We start from the raw sequence: 15,265 nt of genomic DNA on the forward strand, positions 1-15,265 counted from the left end.
TGCGTCTTTCGCGTAGAACGAAGCTTGATCCCGGTGTCTTAAGCGACTAACTCCTGTCCAGATCCGATTTTAACAAGTGGACTTCTATGACCAACGCTCCGAGCGCCAATATTTCCCCCGGTCCCGTCTGGGCCCTGTTCAGCCCGATCGGGAGGATCGGGCGGGAGCCGTATTGGCTGTGTTTTGCGCTTGTGTGGGTCGTGATCGCGATTTCAGTGAATATGTGGTGGAGCTCGACCGAGATCGATTTCACGGCTGAGACGGTGGCGATTTCCCAATTCATGGAATCCAATCCGCTGTTTCCGATCTTGTTTTTTGTTCTGCAGTGGATCGAATTGGCGCTTGTAATCAAACGATTGCAGGATATGGGGTTCAGTGGATTCTGGGCCTTGCTGATCTTTGTGCCCGGTCTGAATATTCTGATGGTCTTGATCGTTGGTTTTACGCCGGGTGTCGCAGAACCCAACAAGCATGGCCCCTTGCCCAACAGTTACTGGCGCAAAAGCTGATTCCGCCTGCCATCCAACACTATAAAAGTTTGCATCATGTCCATGTCGCCTGCCACCGTCATCGCCCGTGATTTGATCCGGTGCCCGTCTGTCACGCCGGAAGAAGGTGGCGCTTTGTCGGCGCTTGAGAGGCTTCTGAAAGACGCCGGTTTCCGCGTCGATAGAGTGGTTTTTCAGGATGACCACACGCCGGATGTTGAAAATCTCTTTGCCTCTGTTGGATCTGGAGCCCCGCATTTTGTTTTCGCGGGGCACACTGATGTCGTTCCAGCTGGTTCTGAAGCGGATTGGACGCACGGACCGTTCGAGGGCGAAATCGATAATGGCGTGCTTTATGGCCGCGGCGCTGTTGATATGAAGGGAGGCATTGCTTCCTTTGCAGCCGCCGCGCTGGAGTTCGTTGACCACAATGGAACGGATTTCGGCGGCACGATTTCGTTCCTGATCACGGGTGACGAAGAAGGGCCGGCGATCAATGGCACGGTCAAATTGCTGGAGTGGGCTGACAAGCAAGGCCATCGGTTTGACGCCTGCATCGTCGGCGAGCCGACCAATCCGGACGCTCTTGGAGACGCAATCAAGGTGGGCCGCAGGGGCTCTCTCTCGGGCATTGTCACAGTCACCGGGATTCAGGGCCATGCAGCTTATCCGCATCTTGCGGACAATCCGATCCCGGGCCTGACAAATCTGATGGCTGCACTTAACGATCTAAAATTGGACGAAGGCAATGAGCGGTTTCAGCCCTCCAATTTGGAGATCGTGACGGTCGATGTCGGCAACACGGCATTCAATGTAATTCCGGCCCGGTCAGAGTTCCGGTTTAACATCCGCTACAATGACACTTGGACGCTGGATAGCCTGAAGGCGAGGATCCTGGAGACGCTGGAAACGGTGGACCTGGGTTCCTTGAAAATGAACACCGAGTTCAAGAGAGACGCCAGCGAGTCTTTCCTGACCAAAGATGAAACGCTGATTGAGGCGCTCAGCAAAGCCGTCTCTGAGGAAACAGGGCGGACGCCGGAACTATCGACAGGCGGCGGGACGTCAGATGCCCGGTTTATCAAGAACTACTGTCCTGTTGTAGAGTTTGGTCTGGTCGGTCAAACGATGCACAAGGTTGATGAATGTGTCGCAGTGGAAGATCTTGACCGTCTGGCTGCAATCTATCATCGATTCCTGGTCAGCTACTTTTCGAAATAGGCCGGAGCCGTCGGGATTTGATCAGTACCAATGAATTGCGGGCAGCGTGGGAAGGCTCATGGCTTCTATTACGCAGTGACCCTCAGGGAATGTCCTATTTCGACTTGTCCCTACAGGGGTTCTGGCGATCGTTTCAGGTGATCTTTTTGTTGGCGCCTGTGTTTCTGGTCAGCGCCATGGCGGAAAAGAAACTGCTGATTTCTGAAAACGTCATCGTCGCAGAGCTCTTTCCAGCAGACACCTACTGGTTTGCTCAATTCATGAGCCTCGGCATCGATTGGGTAACACTGCCCCTCATTCTGGCGCTCATCGCCGGGCCGATTGGTATTTCACGGCAATACGTGCCGTTTATTGTGGTGCGCAATTGGACGAGCATTCTGGCGTCCATGCCCTATCTGGCTATCGCTCTGCTGTATCTGACCGGCATCATCCCGTCCGGGATCATGGTGCTGCTGTCTTTCACCTGCCTGATTGTCGTGCTGTGGTATCGGTTCCTGATTGCACGCATTGCCTTGCAGGCATCGGTCAGCATGGCGATCGGAATTGTATTCCTCGACATTCTTTTGTCGCTCGTGATCGGCGAGCTGACCGGACGTCTTTGGGCGGCTTGAATTAACCGGCCAAAACGCAGAAAACCCGCCGCAGACCGGCGGGTTTTCCGATTTAACTGAAGCTTTTGCTGTTTAGTCGCGCAGCAGCTCGTTGATCGCGGTCTTGGACCGTGTCTTCTCGTCGACCGTCTTAACGATAACGGCGCAGTAGAGGTGCGGGGCAGCTTCACCATTGCCCATGGTGTTTGCGCTGGGCATGGAGCCGGCAACAACGACCGAATACGGCGGGACTTCGCCGTAGGTAATCTCACCGGTCATGCGGTTGACGATCTTTGTCGACTTGCCGATGAAAACGCCCATACCCAACACAGAGCCTTCGCGGACAATGCAGCCCTCGACCACTTCTGAGCGGGCTCCGATGAAGCAGTTGTCTTCGATGATGACAGGACCGGCCTGAAGCGGCTCCAGGACACCGCCAATGCCAACGCCACCCGACAGGTGAACGTTCTTGCCGATCTGAGCACAGGAGCCGACAGTTGCCCAGGTATCCACCATCGTGCCCTCGTCGACATATGCGCCGAGGTTGACGAACGATGGCATCAGCACAACGCCTTTGCCAATGAAGGCGGAGCGGCGGACGGTGCAGTTCGGCACAGCCCGGAAGCCAGCGTCTTCAAAATCGAGGCCCCGCCAGCCGTCAAACTTGGACGGCACCTTGTCCCACCAGGTCGCATCTCCCGGACCGCCCTTGATTACATCCATCGGGTTGAGACGGAACGACAGCAGGACTGCTTTCTTGGCCCACTGGTTGACAACCCAGTCGCCGTCTTTCTTCTCAGCGACCCGCAATTGCCCACGATCGAGAAGGTTCAGCGTGGTTTCAACAGCATCACGAACGTCGCCGGTCGTGTGGATGTCGATCGAGGCACTGTCTTCGAACGCCGCGTCAATGATTTTCGAAAGGGCTGCAAGGTCGTGTGTCATCTGGAAGCAAGTCTCCGGAACTGAGGAATTCAGCGCGGACCTAAGCCTCCACGCCGTCAGGTGTCAAGCGTGGCAGCGACCAGAACAGACCGGCAAACGGCAAACAATCGGCGCTTGGACGGGAAACACTTTCTCTCCTCGATCTCAGAATGACCGCTATAGTTGAAAGAAACTCATAGAAGGGCGTTCAAAACAATAATTATTCGAGCTTTCCGTAGGCTGTAGAGTGAGTTCATATCAATAATTAGACTGATGCTCTGATGGAACTTTGGATCCCGATTACGCTCTTTGCCGCATTTTGCCAGAATCTGCGCTCAGCCGTTCAGAAACACTTGAAAGGCCAGCTCGGAAGCACAGGCGCGACATTTGTCCGATTTGGATACGGGTTTCCATTTGCCTGTCTTTATGTCGCGGTCTTGCATGCCGGGTTCGGTTTCGAGTTTCCCGAAATTAACGCCGTATTTTTGATTGCTGGGGCTCTGGGAGGCTTGGCTCAAATCTTCGGCACGTTCTTGCTTGTCTATCTGTTTTCATTCCGGAATTTCGCGGTCGGTACGGCTTACTCGAAAACGGAGCCGATCCAGGCAGCGCTTTTTGGTTTCTTGCTTTTGGGCGAACACATTTCCTGGGCGACCGGTGTCTGCATTCTAATTGGTATTGCGGGCGTGATTGTTATTTCACTCGCCCGGACGTCATTGAGTGCTTCTGTCGTCCGGCAATCTCTATTGGGTCGACCTGCCTTGATCGGTCTCGGGTCAGCGGCCATGTTTGGCGCCTCTGCTGCCGCTTATCGTGTCGCATCATTATCCTTGGAGGGCACGGGTGTTCCGATGCAAGCCGGTTTTGCGCTGGCCTACGCCACGCTTTTCCAGACCATCGTCATGATTGTTTGGATGATCTTCCGGGAACCCGCGCAACTGACAGCCAGTTTAGCCGCTTGGCGCGTTGCCATCTGGGCGGGGGCGACCGGTGTGGCCGGTTCGATCGGGTGGTTTACGGCCATGACCTTGCAGAACGTTGCCTATGTCCGGGCACTGGCACAGATCGAGCTGGTGTTCACGTTCCTGGCGTCTTGGCTTGTGTTTAAGGAAACAATTGCACGATCAGAGATCGCGGGCTGTATCCTTATTGTGCTGGCTGTGTTGGGCATTATCCTTTGGAGCTGAGCGGATTACGCAGCGTCCTGGAGCCAGTCACGAAAGGCTGAGACAGGGCGGCTCAGGGTCCGTGCCGGGGAGCGGACAAACCAGTATCCAGTCTCCAGCTCCAATACGGTCCAGTCCGGGCAAATGAGATGGCCAGCCTCCAGTTCCTGTGAGACAAACCGCCGATCAATCGCAATTGCGCCCATACCGGCAATGGCTGCCTGGATAGCAAGGTCTCGGCTCTGCAGCAGGGTTCCTGATTTCGTATCTGGATGATCTAGGCCAGCCGCGTTTAGCCACTGGCTCCAGTCATTACGGCGCGACGCGCTGTGTAGCAGGGGCAGTCCGGTCAGGACGGATGGGTCCTCAGGGTCCTTGCCAGCCAAAAGCCCAGGCGCCATGGCAACTGCCAAATGCTCCTTCCAAAGAAGATGGCTTTCGACGCTTGGCCAGTTGCCTGTTCCGAGGCGGATGGCGCAGTCATAATTCTCGCGATCCAGATCAACCATCCGCGTGGATGTCGACAGCAGCAGTTCAACATCTGGCTGGTTGGATTGAAACTGTGGCAGGCGAGGGATCAACCACCGTGTGGCAAAGGTCGACACTGTGCTGATGCGTAACTCCGTGCGGCCACGCCGCTTGAAGCTGTCGACAGCTTCATCAATTCTATCAAACGCATCGCCGAGACTGAGTGCGAGTCGTTGACCTTCCTCGGTCAAGGTCAAGCCGCGGCCATCCCGGTTGACCAGTGTCGCGCCGAGTTCGCTTTCCAGCTTGCGCATCAGATGGGACAAGGCGGAGGGGGACACGCCCAGTTTTTCAGCCGCCAGTGCTGCCCGTCCATGACGGGCAAGCAGGGCAAAAGCGTTAAGTGCGCGAAGAGACGCCATAGGTGATCGAACCAGATTGAGTTTTTCTCAAACTAGGAGATACGCGCTTCTTAAGCCAGAAGGGATATCACCTAAGCCAGCGATCCTTTGACGGCTTTCAAAAATCCCGCCAGGTCCTCGGTCACAAAATCAACATGCGGGTAGGGGTCTGCTTCCAGATCCAGGTTCTCCTGCAAGACTTCGCGAGATCCTCTCGGAACAATCAGCGTAGTGCGCATGCCGAGATGGTGCGGGACGGAGAGATTCTTTGCGAGGTCCTCGAACATGGCAGCGCGTGCCGGAGCAACGCCTGTCCGTGACAGGAACATCTCGTATGTCTCACGGTTGGGCTTTGGAATCAGCTCTGCGGATACGATATCGAAAATGTCTTCAAAATGGTTCGAAATGCCGAGTGCTTCCGCAGTGCGTTCGGCATGCGGACGATCGCCATTCGTGAAGATGAATTTTTTGCCCGGCAATGCCTCGATCGCGGTGCCCAAATCGGGATCGGGCGCGAGGTTCGAATAGTCGATGTCATGGACAAATGCGAGGTAGTCGTCCGGGTCGATGTTGTGGGTGGTCATCAGCCCGCGCAACGTGGTGCCGTATTCATGGTACAGCGCCTTCTGGTGCACCATGGCTTCGTCCCGCCCAAGATCCAGAATTTTCTGCACATACTTGGAGATCTGGTCATTGATCTGCGGAAAGAGGTCTGACTCATGCGGATAGAGTGTGTTGTCGAGATCGAAGACCCACGCTTCAACGCCTTGGAATACGCGCAGGTCTTGCCGGTGCGCATGCCGGCCTTCGGTCGGAAGAGAGGAGTTGTCGGTCACGGGCGTATCAGCGTCCCAGCGCCGCCATCGGTGAAGAGCTCCAAGAGAACCGCATGCGGCACCTTACCATTCAGGATAACGACGCCCTCAACACCGCGTTCCAGCGCATCAATGCAAGTCTCGACTTTTGGGATCATGCCGCCCGAAATCGTACCGTCTGCCACCAATTCCCGCGCTTTTGCAACGGTCAGCTGCTTGATCAGTTGACCATCCTTGTCGAGAACACCTGGAACATCAGTCAGGAACAACAAGCGTTTGGCATTCAGGGAACCGGCAATTGCGCCGGCACATGTGTCGGCGTTGATGTTGTAAGTCTCGCCGTCATCGCCCGGAGCAACCGGTGCAACGACAGGGATGATGTCCTCCTTGAGAACGAGTCTGAGGACCGTCGGGTCGACTTCTGCTGGTTCTCCGACAAACCCCAGATCCAGAACGCTTTCAATGTTGCTGTTTGGGTCGACCACGGTGCGTTTCAGCTTGCGCGCTTTTATCAGATTGCCGTCCTTGCCGCACAGCCCGACCGCACGTCCACCTTCGGCGTTGATCAGCTGCACGATCTCCTTGTTGATCGCGCCGGCAAGGACCATTTCGACGACCTCGACCGTTGCCTTGTCGGTGACCCGAAGTCCGCCTTTGAACTCGCTGACGATGTTCAGCCGTTCGAGCATCTTTCCGATTTGCGGCCCCCCGCCATGAACCACTACGGGATTGACGCCACTTTGGCGCAACAAGGTAATATCTCGTGCGAACGCTTGACCGAGATCCGTATCGCCCATGGCATGCCCGCCATACTTCACAACAACAGTCTTGTCGTCATAGCGCTGCATGTAGGGCAGGGCCTGCGAGATGATGTGCGCGCGGCTCGAAGTTTCAGGTGCGGTCATAAAGAAACGATACTCTTCAGTTTAGTCTGCAGAAGTCCATGAAAGCGAAAGAGCTTTGCTATACCGGGTTTGGCGAGATCTCACAATCAATGATGCCCTGGAGGCCTATTGAGTGGCGAGGTTACACAATTCTGCCCGGAGCTCATCTACGCCCCGATTTTTCTCCGAGGACGTTGCGATAATCTCAGGATGGGCTGCCACCCGTTTTGCCAGTGCAGCCTTGGTTTCATCGATCAGGCGCACCAAGGCAGGTGGCTTGATTTTGTCGGCCTTGGTCAACACGACCTGGTAGACAACCGCAGCCTTATCAAGCAGCTCCATCGCCTCAAGATCGTTCTTCTTGATCCCGTGACGGCTATCGATCAACAGGATTACGCGCCGTAGGTTCGGGCGGCCACGAAGATAGGAAAACACGAGATTTGTCCAGGCCTCGACCAGTTCCTTCGGGGCCTGCGCATATCCGTAGCCGGGCATGTCGACGATCGTGAGCGGTGTCTCCGGCGCGACAAAGAAGTTCAGCATCTGTGTCCGGCCCGGGGTGGACGACGTCCGGGCAATCCCTTTTCGCCCAGTCAGCGCATTGATCAGGCTGGATTTGCCGACATTCGACCGTCCAGCAAAGGCGATTTCCGTGCCGGCGGCAGGCGGCAGATTTGCCATATCGGTCACGCTGGTCAGAAAATCCCATGGCCGGGCAAACATCAGTCGCCCGGCTTCCAGATCTTCCTCGGTATAGGTTTCATTGTCACTCATGAGTTGCCTTCTAACCTGCCTGTGCAGTTGCGTCGAGCATGTTCGCAGGTTCCATGGCTGCAGTTTCCAACGCTTCGATATCCGATGCTCTGATTGCCGAAAGGTTCCGGGAGATTTTCTCTACCGGCCAATCCCACCATGCAATATCCAGAAGACGGTCGATCGTTCGCTCGTCAAAGCGCATCTTGATGACCCGGGCCGGATTGCCGACAGCGATCGCAAATGGAGGGATGTCCGACGCAACGACAGCATGGGCACCGATGATTGCGCCAGAGCAAATGGTTACACCCGGCATGACAACGGAGTTGGTGCCAAACCAGACGTCATGCTGCACAAGCGTGTCCCCGCGCAAATGATCAAAGATCGTCGTTGGATCGAAGCCTGCTTCCCAACCGTTGCCAAAGATATTGAACGGGTAGGTCGAAAAGCCGGTCAAGGCGTGGTTTGCGCCATTCATAATGAATGTTGTGCCTGATGCGAGTGCGCAAAACCGTCCGATCCTGAGTTTGTCTCCGACGAAGTCGAAGTGATAACGCACGTTGCGGTTTTCAAACTCCGCCGCGTGTGTGTCGTCGTGATAATAGGTGTAATCGCCGACCTCGATGTTGGGTCGGGTAATGACATTCTTCAGAAAAACAGTGTGCGGCTCACCGTTGAATGGGTGCGTGTTATCAGGGGCTGGGCCGTGCATTGGACCTCCAAAACAAAGAAACAAGGGAAGTTGGGCGCGTCATTGAAAACGCTGTCGACCAACCGGTCAGCGGCTTCGCCTTGCGGAACTGGTCTTTGTTTTAGTGGTTCATTGACTGGACACTCCTGACACTTAAAAGGCCCCGCCAGTTGGCGAGGCCTTTGGTCTATATCTTTATTTTCCGCGTTTGTCAGCTCTTGTCGTCTGCTGCCGGTTTCTTTCGTTTGAACATGGAGCCAAGATTGTCCCAAAGCTCCACCTTGACGCCTTGGCGGCTCATAATCACCCACTGCTGCGCAATCGAGAGCGAGTTGTTCCATGCCCAATAGATCACAAGACCGGCCGGGAACGATGCCAGCATGAAGGTGAAGACCACAGGCATCCAGGTAAAGATCATCTGTTGTGTCGGATCTGGCGGAGCCGGGTTCATCTTCATTTGGACGAACATCGTGATGCCCATGATCAGCGGCCATACGCCAAGCATCAGAAGTTGCGGCGGATCCCACGGAATCAAACCGAACAGATTGAACAAGGATGTCGGATCCGGGGCACTGAGATCCTGGATCCAGCCGAAGAACGGCGCATGTCGCATCTCGATGGTGACGAAGAGCACCTTGTAGAGTGCAAAGAATACCGGGATCTGGATCAGGATCGGCAAACAGCCGGCCAGCGGATTGATCTTTTCCTTCTTGTACAGCTCCATCAGCGCTTGCTGCTGCTTCTGTCGGTCATCCGCATACTTTTCGCGGATCTCCGTCATCTGAGGCTGCACCAGTTTCATCTTACTCATGCTGACATAGGATTTGTTTGCCAGCGGGAAGAAGAACAGTTTGATGATGACGGTGACGAGGAGGATCGCGACGCCAAAGTTTCCAAAGTAATGGAACAGGAAGTCGATGGCGTAGAACATCGGCTTGGTCAGGAAGTAGAACCAACCCCAGTCGATCAGCAGCTCAAAGCGCTCGATGCTGAGAGACGCCTCATAAGCGTCAAGGAGGTTGGTCTCCTTGGCACCGGCAAAAAGGTACGAGCTGGTTTCACCGACACCACCGGCAGGGACGACAACCGCATTGCCGAGGTAATCGGCCTGAAAGTTTCCGCTCTGCGCGCCATAGCTGAATCCGGGTTGGAATTCCTGGCCAGGTGTAGGGATGAGGGTCGCGGCCCAGTATTTGTCGGTGATGCCAAGCCATCCGCGATCGACTGCTGCCGGGCGTACCGGACCATCTTCTTCCAAATCAGAATAGTCGACTTCCACGAGGCCTTCTTCACCAAAGACACCGAGCAGACCTTCGTGAAGAATCCAGATGCCGGTCGTTTCAGGGATGCCTTTGCGCGCGATCAACCCGTACGGGTAAAGCGTGACCGCATCGCCAGAGTTGTTTGTCACCGATTGTGTGACGTCGAACATGTAGTTCTCGTCCACAGAGAACGTGCGGTTAAACACAAGGCCTTCGCCATTGTCCCAGGACAGGGTCAAAGGCGTGGATGGTGTGAGGTTCGACGAACCGTTGACGGACCAAACAGTATCCGGTCCCGGCAGGGTAATGTTGGCACCTGCATCAGCAACCCATCCGTAGTCGCTGTAGTACGGGTTCGGGCTACCGGTTGGGGAGAACAGCACGATGGTCGGGCTGCTCCGGTCGACCGTCTCGTGGTAGTCCTTGAGCCGCAAGTCATCGAGCCGGCCACCCGTCAGGTTGATGGATCCTTCCAGGCGCGGTGTGTCGATGACCACGCGTTGTGTCGCAGAAATGGCTTGGTCGCGTGAGGCAAAGCCCTGCAGGCCCGTAGCAGATGGTGCAACAGTCGCGCCTGAGCCGGCTACAGTTGGGGTCGGTGCGTCAGGGTTTACCCCACCTGGAGTAGCCTGTTGAGCAGTCTCTGTTTCCTGTTGGGCCTGAAGTGCCGCCTGTTGGCGCTCCAATTGCGGGCCGGCATAAAAATACTGCCACGCCAGCAGAACGATCAGGGACAGAACGATTGCGAGAATCGTATTGCGGTTTTCAGAAATCAACTGGATTTACCCCTGTTACCTGTACGGTGATGCATCTGTTTCTGCCGGTTGCCCTTGCGTGGCTTGCCGCGCCCGCGCGGTGTCGCCGGATCCAGGACCTGGTGTAGCCCAGACTTAAGGTCTGCAACCAGATTTGGGAAGGGAAGAGTCAGCGCAGAATCACGCGCGACCAGCACAAAATCTGCATTTTTGGGAATTTCGGCTGGTGAAAGCTCAGCAACCGCTGCACGCAAGCGCCGCTTGATACGGCTTCGGACAACGGAATTGCCGGTTTTTTTTGTGACTGTGTAGCCAATCCGCGGCGCAGCCTCGGCTGAGTGTTGCAAGCCTTGAACAACAAAAGCGCGCCGACCTACACGGCCACCTTTGGCAACCGCAAGGAAATCGGAGCGCTTTCTGAGTGTGATCATGGCTGCGGATTGGCTGTTGGCATGCGCCGCCAATCCGGCGCTGCAAGCAGTTGCCGCTTAGGCGCTGAGGCTCTTACGGCCCTTCGCACGACGGCGAGCAAGCACCTGACGGCCGCTTTTGGTGGCCATACGTGCGCGGAAGCCGTGGCGACGCTTGCGGACAAGACGGCTCGGTTGATACGTACGCTTCATTGTTCTTCCCCGCGCGGCTTAAGCGCGGCCCTTGTTCATTTAAATTCTTTGGAGGAAGCACTCGAAGCGCTCAGCCAGCGCAGCTCCTAAAAAGCCTTGGGTCCGAATGCATGTCCCGATCGAGCGCGCTTATAAGCGTCATGATGTTTGGAGTCAACTTGTGTCGCTGAGATTCTCGCTTTCTCAGGCAATCACACACAGGTGACCGAAAAGAGCGCCAGCCTCACTTATCAGTGAAACCAACTTCTTTTTACCCCGGTTAAGGTACACCTGACTTAAGACATCGGCAGACCTACCGATCAAAAGCGGCGGAAATAGGGATAATGGAGTGATTGGCCAATGCGCGGCAATAAGGCGGAGGCAATGAGCGCTTCCGACGAAAACGATAAAAAAGGGAATTCGGTGCCCGGACGCTCGTTGACAGCGATTGCGAAAAAGTGGGCCCCACTTGTTGTCTTGTTGTCCCTTATGGCACTCGCGTTTTCACAGGGCCTGCACAAACATCTTACGCTTTCTACGCTTATCATGGAGCGGCAACAGCTTATCACCTTCGTTGATGCCAATCTTGCAGTGGCCGTCCTGAGCTATATCGCTCTTTATGCCGCTACTGTCGCCCTGTCGTTCCCTGGCGCCTCTCTTTTCACGATCGCTGGCGGTTTTCTGTTCGGCTGGGTGATCGGCGGCCCGGCAACTGTTTTTGGCGCGACATTGGGCGCTACAGCAGTGTTCTTGATTGCTCGTTCCTCAATCGGGGATGTGCTGACGAAACGGGCAGGTCCCTTCCTGATACGGTTGTCCGAAGGGTTCCGGCAAGAGGCCTTCAACTATCTACTCTTCCTCCGCCTGACGCCGATTTTTCCCTTCTGGCTGGTGAACATTGCACCTGCTGTTTTTCAGATGCCTTTACCGTCCTATGCGCTTGCCACATTTGTCGGCATCATTCCCGGGACATTCGCTTTTGCTTTCATCGGGTCCGGTCTCGACAGCGTTATTGCGGCCCAGGAAGCGGCAAATCCAGGCTGTGCGTCTGCGGGCACTTGCTCGGTCGAAATCTCGGCACTTGTCACACCGCAGTTGATAACAGCATTTTTTGCCCTTGGTATTGCAAGCCTGATCCCCGTCGTCTTGAAGCGTTTGCGTTCCAGCAAATAACAGAAATCCTGCCCTTACCGAACCAACATGACAGGAGCCGTGCATGGCGAAACTGCTGACCCCAGACATTTGCGTGATTGGTGCAGGATCGGGTGGCCTGTCGGTCGCCGCCGCTGCCGCCGCATTCGGCGTGGATGTGGTTCTGATCGAAAAGGGTAAGATGGGCGGAGATTGCCTGAATTACGGGTGCGTTCCATCAAAGGCTCTTCTGGCGGCAGGCAAAGCGGCAAAACATGCGCAGGGAGGCGCGGCGTTTGGCATTCACGCCAGCGCAGCTGATATCAGCTTTTCTGAAGCAAATGATCACGTCAAAAGCGTAATTGCGGCGATCGAGCCGCATGATTCTCAAGAGCGCTTTGAAGGTCTTGGTGCCACCGTGTTGCGGGAGCATGGGCAATTCACCAGCCCGGAGTGTGTTTTAGCCGGTGAACACGAGATCAAGGCACGGCGCTTTGTCATCGCGGCGGGCTCCTCCGCTCTCGTTCCTCCGATCCCCGGGTTGGATGAAGTGCCGTATCTGATCAATGAAACCCTGTTTGATCTGCGAGAAACACCGGAGCACCTCGGCATCATTGGTGGTGGCCCGATTGGCTTGGAAATGGCACAAGCGCATCGCCGTCTTGGGGCAAAGGTGACGGTGTTTGAAGCTCAGACGGCGCTAGGTAAAGACGATCCGGAATTGGCGGGAATCGTTCTGCAGGCCTTAAAAGACGAGGGGATCGAAATTCTCCAGAAAACGGCCGTCGAGAGGGTCGTAAAAACGGGTGACGGGATCACACTGACAGCGCGCAACGAACCCGGAGATACTGTTACTCAAACGGTCAGTCATTTGCTGGTTGCGACGGGCCGTGCACCCAATGTGGACAGCTTGGGGCTGGAGGCGGCGGGCGTCGATTTCTCAAAAAAAGGTATCACGGTTGACAAGGGGCTTCGGACTTCCAACCGCAAAATTTATGCAATCGGCGATATCGCCGGCGGTCTTCAATTTACCCATGTTGCCGGGTATCAGGCTGGGCTGGTGATCCGTTCCATTTTGTTCCGGCTGCCGGTTTCCATGGACAACGATCAGGTGCCTTGGGTGACATACACATCGCCGGAACTGGGGCATGTCGGGCTCAGCGAAGCCGCGGCACGCAAGCGCTACGGCGACAAAGTCAAGGTTTTGACGGCAGACTATTCAGGCAACGACCGGGCTCAAGCTGAGGGGGCAACCACGGGGCGCCTGAAATTGATCGCGGGCACTGGCGGTAGGCTTCTCGGCGCTGAGATTGTAGGGGCGCAGGCCGGCGAAATCATCAACCTGTTGTCACTGGCGTTGTCGAAGAAACTGAAGATGAAAGACCTCGCAGGTTTCATTGCTCCATACCCAACATTAGGCGAACTGGTGCGCCGTGCAGCAATTTCGTACTATGCTGACATGCCGAAAAGTGGTTGGTTACGTTTTGGAATCGGTATCTTGCGCAAGTTTGGATAAGATGTATTGGGCTGAATGGGCTCTTGCCGTGATCGTTGGACGGAGCTGTCATGAAGCATGAGGGCACCCCACAGGGGACTGCGACACCCGATGCAAGCGGATTGGGGCCGGACGGACGTCCGGAACTTGATCCGGGGTTCGGCCGGCATCGTTTTGGCGGCCTGTCAAGCAAACTTCTTCTTTTGACCATTGTGTTCGTTATGATTGCGGAGGTGCTCATTTATGTGCCCTCCATCGCGAATTTCAGAAACACGTGGTTGATGGACCGGCTGACAACGGCAGGTGTTGCCGCATCGGTCCTTGCTGAAACCAACACGCTTGCGCCGCGATTGCAGGAAGAACTTCTGAGAACAACGGGTGCTGTGGCCATCGCGCTGGATCAAGGCGCACAACGCCGGTTGATCGCGATGAGCAATGTGCCGACCCAGGTCGATTTCGTGGTAGACATGGCGGAAGTCACGCCGTTGACCTCGATCCTCGGAAGCTTTGCAATTCTGACCTACCGCGGGGACGGCGTCATGCGGGCTGTCGCAGCGGGTCAGATGGGCCATACCGAACGTGTTGACGTTGTCTTTCCGGTCGCGCTTCTTCAACAGGACATGCTGGCGTTTTCTGGCCGGATTCTGGCGCTGTCTCTGGTGATCTCCGGGATAACCGCCGCGTTGGTCTATATCACTCTGCGTGCGATCTTCATCCGCCCGTTGCGCCGGCTGACTCGCTCCATGGAACAGTTTGCCGAAAATCCGGAAGATGGATCCCGGATCATAACGGTGTCCGGGCGGCGCGATGAACTTGGCGATGCGGAAGTCCGGCTGGCAGCCATGGAAGAGGCGCTCTCGCGCGCCCTGCATCAAAAACAGCGTCTGGCCGATCTTGGATTGGCCGTCTCCAAGATCAACCACGATTTGCGCAATCTGTTGGCATCAGCGCAGCTTTTTTTGGAGCGGCTGGAACATGTGCCTGACCCCACGGTCAACCGGTTGGCACCAAAGATCCTGGCAACACTCGATCGGGCGGTCGGGTACACGCAGGCGGTCATGGCCTATGGCAAGGCCCAGGAACGCGCCCCGCAAAGGAGACTGATCGCGCTCCGCCGGGTGGGGGAGGATGTTGCTGATGTGCTGGGGCTCGTCGACCATGACACCATTCAGTTCGAAAACCGGATTGGTGAAGCACTGGAAGTAGATGCGGATCCCGAACAGATCTTTCGTGTCCTTTTGAATCTGACCCGCAATGCGGTGCAGGCGCTTGAGGCGGAACGGGACGGGACGCTGGTTCGGCGCATCAGTCTTTCAGCTGAGCGACGGGCGAATTGTGTTCATATTGAAGTCCATGATACGGGCCCGGGTATTCCAGAAAACACGCAGAAAGGCCTCTTCAAGGCGTTTCACAGCGGCGCGAAAGCAGGCGGTGTCGGCCTGGGACTTGCTATCGTTGCCGAGCTGCTCAGGGCTCATGGCGGCGTAATCGAACTGGACTGTGACCAGCCGGGAACGTGTTTCAAGATACAATTGCCTGACAGGGCAACTTGAGCGCGGCCAAACTGTTCGACAACCGGCATGAGCCAACACAAAGCGCAGCGTTCAAGCAGTGCTTGT

At 55.8% G+C, this 15,265-nt stretch carries 16 protein-coding genes; 7 read left to right on the plus strand and 9 right to left on the minus strand.

Annotated elements, in window-relative coordinates:
• Positions 1 to 86: 86 nt before the first annotated feature.
• From ACVDG4_RS18950 to ACVDG4_RS18960, 3 genes are all read left to right on the plus strand, one after another.
• The gene (locus tag ACVDG4_RS18950) at positions 87 to 509 is read left to right on the plus strand and encodes a DUF805 domain-containing protein (RefSeq protein ID WP_040451441.1); all 423 of its coding nucleotides are present in this window, start codon (positions 87 to 89) and stop codon (positions 507 to 509) included.
• Positions 510 to 545: 36 nt separating this feature from the next.
• A complete protein-coding gene (dapE, locus tag ACVDG4_RS18955) occupies positions 546 to 1,709 on the plus strand; it encodes a succinyl-diaminopimelate desuccinylase (protein ID WP_447236243.1) in 1,164 nt (387 codons plus the stop codon).
• 89 nt (positions 1,710 to 1,798) lie between these two features.
• A complete protein-coding gene (locus ACVDG4_RS18960; RefSeq protein WP_133949685.1) occupies positions 1,799 to 2,320 on the plus strand; it encodes a hypothetical protein in 522 nt (173 codons plus the stop codon).
• 72 nt (positions 2,321 to 2,392) lie between these two features.
• Here the strand turns inward: ACVDG4_RS18960 and dapD are convergent, their stop codons facing one another.
• Positions 2,393 to 3,244 carry a 2,3,4,5-tetrahydropyridine-2,6-dicarboxylate N-succinyltransferase gene (gene dapD / locus ACVDG4_RS18965; protein WP_133948758.1) on the minus strand — a complete coding sequence of 284 codons (852 nt, stop codon included), beginning with the start codon at positions 3,242 to 3,244 and terminating at the stop codon, positions 2,393 to 2,395.
• A 260-nt stretch (positions 3,245 to 3,504) separates the two neighbouring features.
• Between dapD and ACVDG4_RS18970 the strand changes: the two genes are divergently transcribed.
• Positions 3,505 to 4,410 carry an EamA family transporter gene (locus ACVDG4_RS18970; RefSeq protein ID WP_447236244.1) on the plus strand — a complete coding sequence of 302 codons (906 nt, stop codon included), beginning with the start codon at positions 3,505 to 3,507 and terminating at the stop codon, positions 4,408 to 4,410.
• A 5-nt stretch (positions 4,411 to 4,415) separates the two neighbouring features.
• Here the strand turns inward: ACVDG4_RS18970 and ACVDG4_RS18975 are convergent, their stop codons facing one another.
• From ACVDG4_RS18975 to rpmH, 8 genes are all read right to left on the minus strand, one after another.
• The gene (locus ACVDG4_RS18975) at positions 4,416 to 5,279 is read right to left on the minus strand and encodes a LysR substrate-binding domain-containing protein (protein WP_447236245.1); all 864 of its coding nucleotides are present in this window, start codon (positions 5,277 to 5,279) and stop codon (positions 4,416 to 4,418) included.
• Between the two features lie 71 nt (positions 5,280 to 5,350).
• Entirely contained in the window at positions 5,351 to 6,094 is a 744-nt protein-coding gene (locus ACVDG4_RS18980) for a pyrimidine 5'-nucleotidase (protein ID WP_133948752.1), read from the minus strand.
• Complete coding sequence (gene argB, locus ACVDG4_RS18985) at positions 6,091 to 6,978, minus strand: acetylglutamate kinase (protein ID WP_447236246.1); 888 nt, start codon at positions 6,976 to 6,978, stop codon at positions 6,091 to 6,093. The genes ACVDG4_RS18980 and argB overlap by 4 nt, the downstream gene beginning before the upstream one ends.
• Before the next feature lie 105 nt (positions 6,979 to 7,083).
• Complete coding sequence (yihA, locus tag ACVDG4_RS18990; protein WP_447236247.1) at positions 7,084 to 7,731, minus strand: ribosome biogenesis GTP-binding protein YihA/YsxC; 648 nt, start codon at positions 7,729 to 7,731, stop codon at positions 7,084 to 7,086.
• Positions 7,732 to 7,741: 10 nt separating this feature from the next.
• Entirely contained in the window at positions 7,742 to 8,422 is a 681-nt protein-coding gene (locus tag ACVDG4_RS18995) for a CatB-related O-acetyltransferase (protein WP_447236248.1), read from the minus strand.
• Between the two features lie 190 nt (positions 8,423 to 8,612).
• Positions 8,613 to 10,439: a membrane protein insertase YidC gene (gene yidC / locus ACVDG4_RS19000; RefSeq protein WP_447236249.1), complete on the minus strand. Its 1,827-nt coding sequence runs from the start codon at positions 10,437 to 10,439 to the stop codon at positions 8,613 to 8,615.
• Complete coding sequence (gene rnpA, locus ACVDG4_RS19005) at positions 10,436 to 10,849, minus strand: ribonuclease P protein component (RefSeq protein ID WP_447236336.1); 414 nt, start codon at positions 10,847 to 10,849, stop codon at positions 10,436 to 10,438. The genes yidC and rnpA overlap by 4 nt, the downstream gene beginning before the upstream one ends.
• A gap of 57 nt (positions 10,850 to 10,906) precedes the next feature.
• A complete protein-coding gene (gene rpmH / locus ACVDG4_RS19010) occupies positions 10,907 to 11,041 on the minus strand; it encodes a 50S ribosomal protein L34 (protein WP_081450549.1) in 135 nt (44 codons plus the stop codon).
• A gap of 363 nt (positions 11,042 to 11,404) precedes the next feature.
• Here rpmH and ACVDG4_RS19015 point away from each other — a divergent pair, with 363 nt between their 5' ends.
• Genes ACVDG4_RS19015 through ACVDG4_RS19025 form a run of 3 tightly spaced genes read left to right on the plus strand, consistent with a single transcriptional unit; the run spans position 11,405 to position 15,199 of the window.
• Positions 11,405 to 12,193, plus strand: coding sequence for a TVP38/TMEM64 family protein (locus ACVDG4_RS19015; protein WP_447236250.1), 789 nt, complete (start codon positions 11,405 to 11,407; stop codon positions 12,191 to 12,193).
• 43 nt (positions 12,194 to 12,236) lie between these two features.
• Entirely contained in the window at positions 12,237 to 13,667 is a 1,431-nt protein-coding gene (locus ACVDG4_RS19020; RefSeq protein ID WP_447236251.1) for a dihydrolipoyl dehydrogenase family protein, read from the plus strand.
• A gap of 50 nt (positions 13,668 to 13,717) precedes the next feature.
• The gene (locus ACVDG4_RS19025; protein ID WP_447236252.1) at positions 13,718 to 15,199 is read left to right on the plus strand and encodes an ATP-binding protein; all 1,482 of its coding nucleotides are present in this window, start codon (positions 13,718 to 13,720) and stop codon (positions 15,197 to 15,199) included.
• The last annotated feature ends 66 nt before the right edge of the window (positions 15,200 to 15,265 follow it).

Source organism: Roseibium sp. MB-4 (genome assembly GCF_053005265.1).